Source organism: Nitrospirota bacterium, from assembly GCA_016207905.1.
Taxonomy (GTDB): Bacteria; Nitrospirota; Thermodesulfovibrionia; order Thermodesulfovibrionales; family JdFR-86; genus JACQZC01.
In genome coordinates, this window is record JACQZC010000026.1 from 1 (window position 1) to 4624 (window position 4624).

A 4624-nucleotide genomic window follows, 5' to 3' on the forward strand; every position below is an offset into this window, starting at 1 on the left:
AGCCACCTCTGCAAGCGGTATATAATGACCTCTTAGATTTCCTTATTGAAGAATATCTGACAGTCTCGTAAAAAGTCGTCATCATCTAACTATTTAAAATAATTAGCAAAAAAGCCAAAATAAAGCTTGACATTCAATAATCTTTTTAGTAAAATTACTTATTATTTCAATAAGTTAAGTGAGGTTTAAATGTTTTACACAAAAGACCACAAAAGCATTGACATGTTCGACCAGTTCGCCTTCCTCGGTGAAAAGAGGCGCAGGCTTCTGGACAACTCATGGGCAAAAATCTTCAGGGAGGAAATCCTCCACAATCTCCCTGCAGATAAACTCTCAGGAGTTTACCATGAATTCTTTGGTCGTCCCACAAAGGAAATATATGCCATGCTCGGCATCATGATCCTCCAGCAGATGGAAGACCTGGCTGATGAAGAGGCTGTCCAGCAGTTTGCCTTCAACATCAAGTGGCACTATGCCTTAAACGTTACCAATGCCTCGGATTGCCACTCCTATATCTGTCCAAAGACCCTCTGGACCATGCGCAATATCCTGTGCCAGCAAGACCTATATACACCGCTATTTCAAAACGTAACAGCTGCTCTGGCAAAAGCTTATGAGGTTGATCCCACAAGACAGCGTATGGACTCAACCCATATCTTCTCCAATATGCGACATCTCGGAAGGATCGGTCTCTTTGTAAAGACGATAAAGAAGTTTCTCGTCAATCTGCATCGTCATAATAAGGACCTCTATGCCGAATTGGATAAGGAGCTTCTTGATCGCTACACGACCAAAAAGGGTGAATCAGTCTTCTCAATGGTAAAGCCCTCCGAATCCGCAAAAACCCTTGAAGAGGTGGGCAAAGACCTCTTTTTCCTCATAGAGAGATTTAAAGAAAATGCGGATGTCTCCGGCATGAGCAGCCATCAGCTCATGGTGCGCCTTCTCAAAGAGCAGTGCATAGTAGAAGCAGATGTTGAAACCCACTCAAAAAAGGTACTGGTCAAATCAAACAAGGATGTCCCGTCCGACTCCCTCCAGAACCCTTCCGATCCCGATGCCGGATACAGCGGGCATAAGGGGAAGGGATATCAGGTGCAGGTCATGGAGACCTACTCTCCTGATAAGGAAAAGGATCAGCTGTCCCTAATCACCCATGTTGCAGTAGAACCTGCACACAAGAGCGATGCCAATGCCCTGATCCCTGCCATAGAGGACACATCTGCAAGAGACCTTAAACCGGCGGAGGTTCTGGCTGATAGCCTCTACGGAGGAGATGAAAACTGCGAGCAGGCCAGAGAACTCGGTGTAGAGGTAATATCTCCAACCATGGGCAGCGTTAAGGAAACATCCCTTACCTTAAACGAGTTCACACTGTCTCCTGAAAAAGAGATCACAGCCTGTCCCAAAGGCCTTGCTCCAATACAGATAAAGAAGAAGACAAGCGGCGTAAGAACCGCAGTATTCAGCAAGGAAACATGCTCAGGCTGCGCCGTTTTGTGTGACTGTCCGGTAAAACCAGGCAAACGGTACCACTACTTCCGCTATGACGACAAGGCGCTTCGCCTGGCGCAAAGACGGGCAAGAGAGAAAACCCCTGAGTTTAAAGAAAAGTATCGTTTCCGTGCGGGGAGTGAGGCCACCATGTCGGCATTAGCCCGAAGGACTGGGATAAAGCGATTGCGAGTCCGGGGGCTTGAAGCAGTGAGCCTTGCTGCGACGTTAAAGGCGACAGGACTCAACATCCTTAGGGCAGCTGCGTTCAAAATCCGTGAGAAAAGGAGAAAAGAGGCACAAAGACAGAACAATCCCGGCTTTTTGGACCTTATTTTGGCTTTCAAAGAACAAATTTCGTTGGCAACCAACGTGGGAAGATTTTTCCCATACTTTTACACTGAAAATCGTTTAGCTGCTCATTTTGCAGCGTAATACTTTTTACGAGGGCATCAAATATGCTGTTTGATGAAATAAAAACTATAAACGGAATTTTCCTTGGGATAAGAAACTATTTTGATTTGCATCTAAGCAAAAAAATAGATGAAAAATTGATCCTGCAATTTGATTTATAAACTGTTCTCTTTCGGTAAAAGAGTTTGGACAAAGAATGCTGTGCAGCGTGCCGGCTTGTTTTCTTGATGAAAAGGGAAAAGAGAGGAAATAAATGGTCCCTGTTTTGTCCCTGTTTTTCCGCAGTGGTTCGATTGCAGGACTTAGGTATAAGCTGTATCTATCATATTGCTGCTTTCGCTTAGAAGCGCCTACTGTTGGTGTCCGTGTTAGTCCGTGGCTGATTGCAGGATTTAGGTGGGAAGTGTCCCCTTGTCTTTTACAAATGAGGTTTGTAAATAAATGCCGTGGAGGTAACTGTGATACCTATTGATTATGACGTAATCGTTTTCAAGGAGGATGAAACTTACGTGGCCTATTGTCCTGAACTTGACATTTCAAGTTGCGGGAATGGCGTAGAACATGCTAAGGAGATGCTAAGGACAGCTGTAAGATTGTCCCTTGAAGAGGCAGAAAAGATGGGTACCCTTGAAGATATCCTTGAAGAGGCGAGATACAAGAGGGAGGAAAGCGGACGTTGGACACCGCCGAGGCTTGTGGCAACCGAATTGGTAAGCGTATATTGAAATGACAAAAATAGTTCCCATCCCGGCGAGTAAATTAAGAAAAGTATTTGAAGCAGCTGGATTTAAGTGTGTGAGAATCGAGGGGGACCACTTCGTTTATACAAAAGAGGGGATTGCAAGACCTGTTGTTATCCCGGACTGGAACGAGGTCCCTGTGTTTATAATCAAAAACAACATGAGAACAGCCGGGTTGACAAGAGAGGAGTATTTCTCACTGCTGAAGAAAGTGTAATGAATGAGACTTCGGTATGACAAATTGATGTCCATAGATACCGTGACATGGTTCTGGGTCGGTAGCTATGATGATTATAAACGGTTTTCCGATTGAAACTTAAAAACTGCAAACTACAGAGACCACAGAGATAAATTTTGAGTATAAAAACCTTTTAAAACCCTTTTCTTCTCTGTGTCCTCGTGATTTTGACTTTAAAAATTATGGGTTTTTAAAAGTCATCTTTTGAGTGCACAGAGAAAAGATTTAAAAAAGGGGTTTTCCTTTAGTATTAAAGGGTTTCTCTTTAAAGCCAGCAATAAGAGAGAAGGTCAAAGGGCAAATCATCTATGTCTGAAAGAGATTTTAGTCTCTACCTTGCGGACATATTGGATTCAGGCTCTGCCATAGCCGAGTTTGTCAAAGATCTCTCTGACCTGACCCCAAGCATGCCAGGCAACTTGAAAGCCTGTTGGTGAAGCTTGAAGAGAGATTTAAGAGCGAGAAATAAGTCCAGAGGAGGAAAAGATGAAGATAATAGCGCTGTTTGTAATAGTTTTGATTATGTCGGCAGTTTCAACTGTACATGCAAAAGAGATGTCTTTCTCGCAAGATGATAGAGACAGACTTATAAGACTGGAGACAAAATTTGAAGAGGGACAAAAAGGGGTGCAGAGGCAAATTGAAGAGGGACAAAAAGGTCTCCAGAGGCAAATCGAAGAGGGACAAAAAGGTCTCCAGAGGCAAATCGACGACCTTAAAACATCTAATCAAAAACAATTTGATGATCTTAGAGCCTTTCTGTTCTGGGGTTTTGGAATACTATTCGGCGGTATGGGAATGTTGATTAGTTTTGTTATGTGGGACAGGAGGACTGCATTAGCTCCAGCCGTAGACAAAATTAAGGCGCTTGAGGAAAGAGAAGAAGTATTAGTGAAAGTATTGAAGGAAATGGCGCGCAAGGATGCCAACGCTGCTGAGGCGCTTAGACATGCAGGGCTTGTATAAACTTGTCAGTTCTGAACATGGGAGTGTCAGATTCAAGACCTAACCCAGGTCTTTCCTGTTTGGGAGGACCTCCCCACTCTGTTGGATGCGGTCAGGGAGATTATGGAAGAAGAAGCGAGGCGGGTAATATTGGCCGAAGGCTTGCCAGCGTGTAAGCTCATCAGCATCTGTGAGCCAAGAAAAAAGTGATATTGCAAGACCTGACCCTAAGCACTCCTAAGCACTCGTGGTGTTCCTGGGATTCTCAATTTGTTTATAAGGAGGGCTTATGCACAGGATAATCACTGCAGTAATGATAGTTTTGTTCATTGCATCCACAGCAGGAGCAGTTGAAAGAACAGTTGGAATTTCTGATAGAGAGATAATAGAATCTCTTGCGGAACTGAAAGAGGGCCAAAAGGCGCTGAATCAGAAGATTGGTGATGGTTCAAAAGCAACGAATCAAAGAATTGACGATCTTAGGAGTGAGGTCCAGGCCATTCGGGATCTAATCTACGTAATTATAGGGGGTATCTTTGTTTTAATAGGGTTTGTCATCTGGGACAGGAGAAGTGCCCTTGCACCGGCAATCAAAAAAGCTAAGGAACTTGAGGAAAGAGAAGAACTTCTTGAGAAGGCAATGAAGGAGTATGCGAAGATAGAGCCCAGATTTGCGGATATATTGAAGGCATTCAAGATATAGTGCTCTTCTCCAAATTCCTACAGTGAAAAGTAGGAGATGAGGGATGGGGTGATTTTAGGCAACTACTGATGTATAAAAGGTTTTTCGATC

At 43.8% G+C, this 4624-nt stretch carries 5 protein-coding genes; all 5 read left to right on the forward strand.

Annotation, left to right across the window (positions count from 1 at the left end; genetic code table 11):
• The first annotated feature begins 189 nt into the window (after positions 1–189).
• Entirely contained in the window at positions 190–1929 is a 1740-nt protein-coding gene (locus HY805_03315; protein MBI4823244.1) for a transposase, read from the forward strand.
• A 437-nt stretch (positions 1930–2366) separates the two neighbouring features.
• Positions 2367–2633, forward strand: a complete 267-nt coding sequence (locus HY805_03320; protein ID MBI4823245.1) for a type II toxin-antitoxin system HicB family antitoxin — start codon at positions 2367–2369, stop codon at positions 2631–2633.
• Position 2634: 1 nt separating this feature from the next.
• Entirely contained in the window at positions 2635–2865 is a 231-nt protein-coding gene (locus tag HY805_03325; GenBank protein ID MBI4823246.1) for a type II toxin-antitoxin system HicA family toxin, read from the forward strand.
• A 507-nt stretch (positions 2866–3372) separates the two neighbouring features.
• Positions 3373–3852 (forward strand): hypothetical protein, encoded by a 480-nt coding sequence (locus HY805_03330; GenBank protein MBI4823247.1) that lies wholly within the window; start codon positions 3373–3375, stop codon positions 3850–3852.
• Positions 3853–4120: 268 nt separating this feature from the next.
• Entirely contained in the window at positions 4121–4534 is a 414-nt protein-coding gene (locus tag HY805_03335) for a hypothetical protein (GenBank protein ID MBI4823248.1), read from the forward strand.
• Positions 4535–4624: the final 90 nt, after the last annotated feature.

Bases quoted from the DNA above. Each gene is read 5' to 3' on its own strand.
- HY805_03315 (MBI4823244.1), top strand. From the start codon at position 190: ATGTTTTACACAAAAGACCACAAAAGCATTGACATGTTCGACCAGTTC.
- HY805_03335 (MBI4823248.1), top strand. From the start codon at position 4,121: ATGCACAGGATAATCACTGCAGTAATGATAGTTTTGTTCATTGCATCC.
- HY805_03330 (MBI4823247.1), top strand. From the start codon at position 3,373: ATGAAGATAATAGCGCTGTTTGTAATAGTTTTGATTATGTCGGCAGTT.
- HY805_03325 (MBI4823246.1), top strand. From the start codon at position 2,635: ATGACAAAAATAGTTCCCATCCCGGCGAGTAAATTAAGAAAAGTATTT.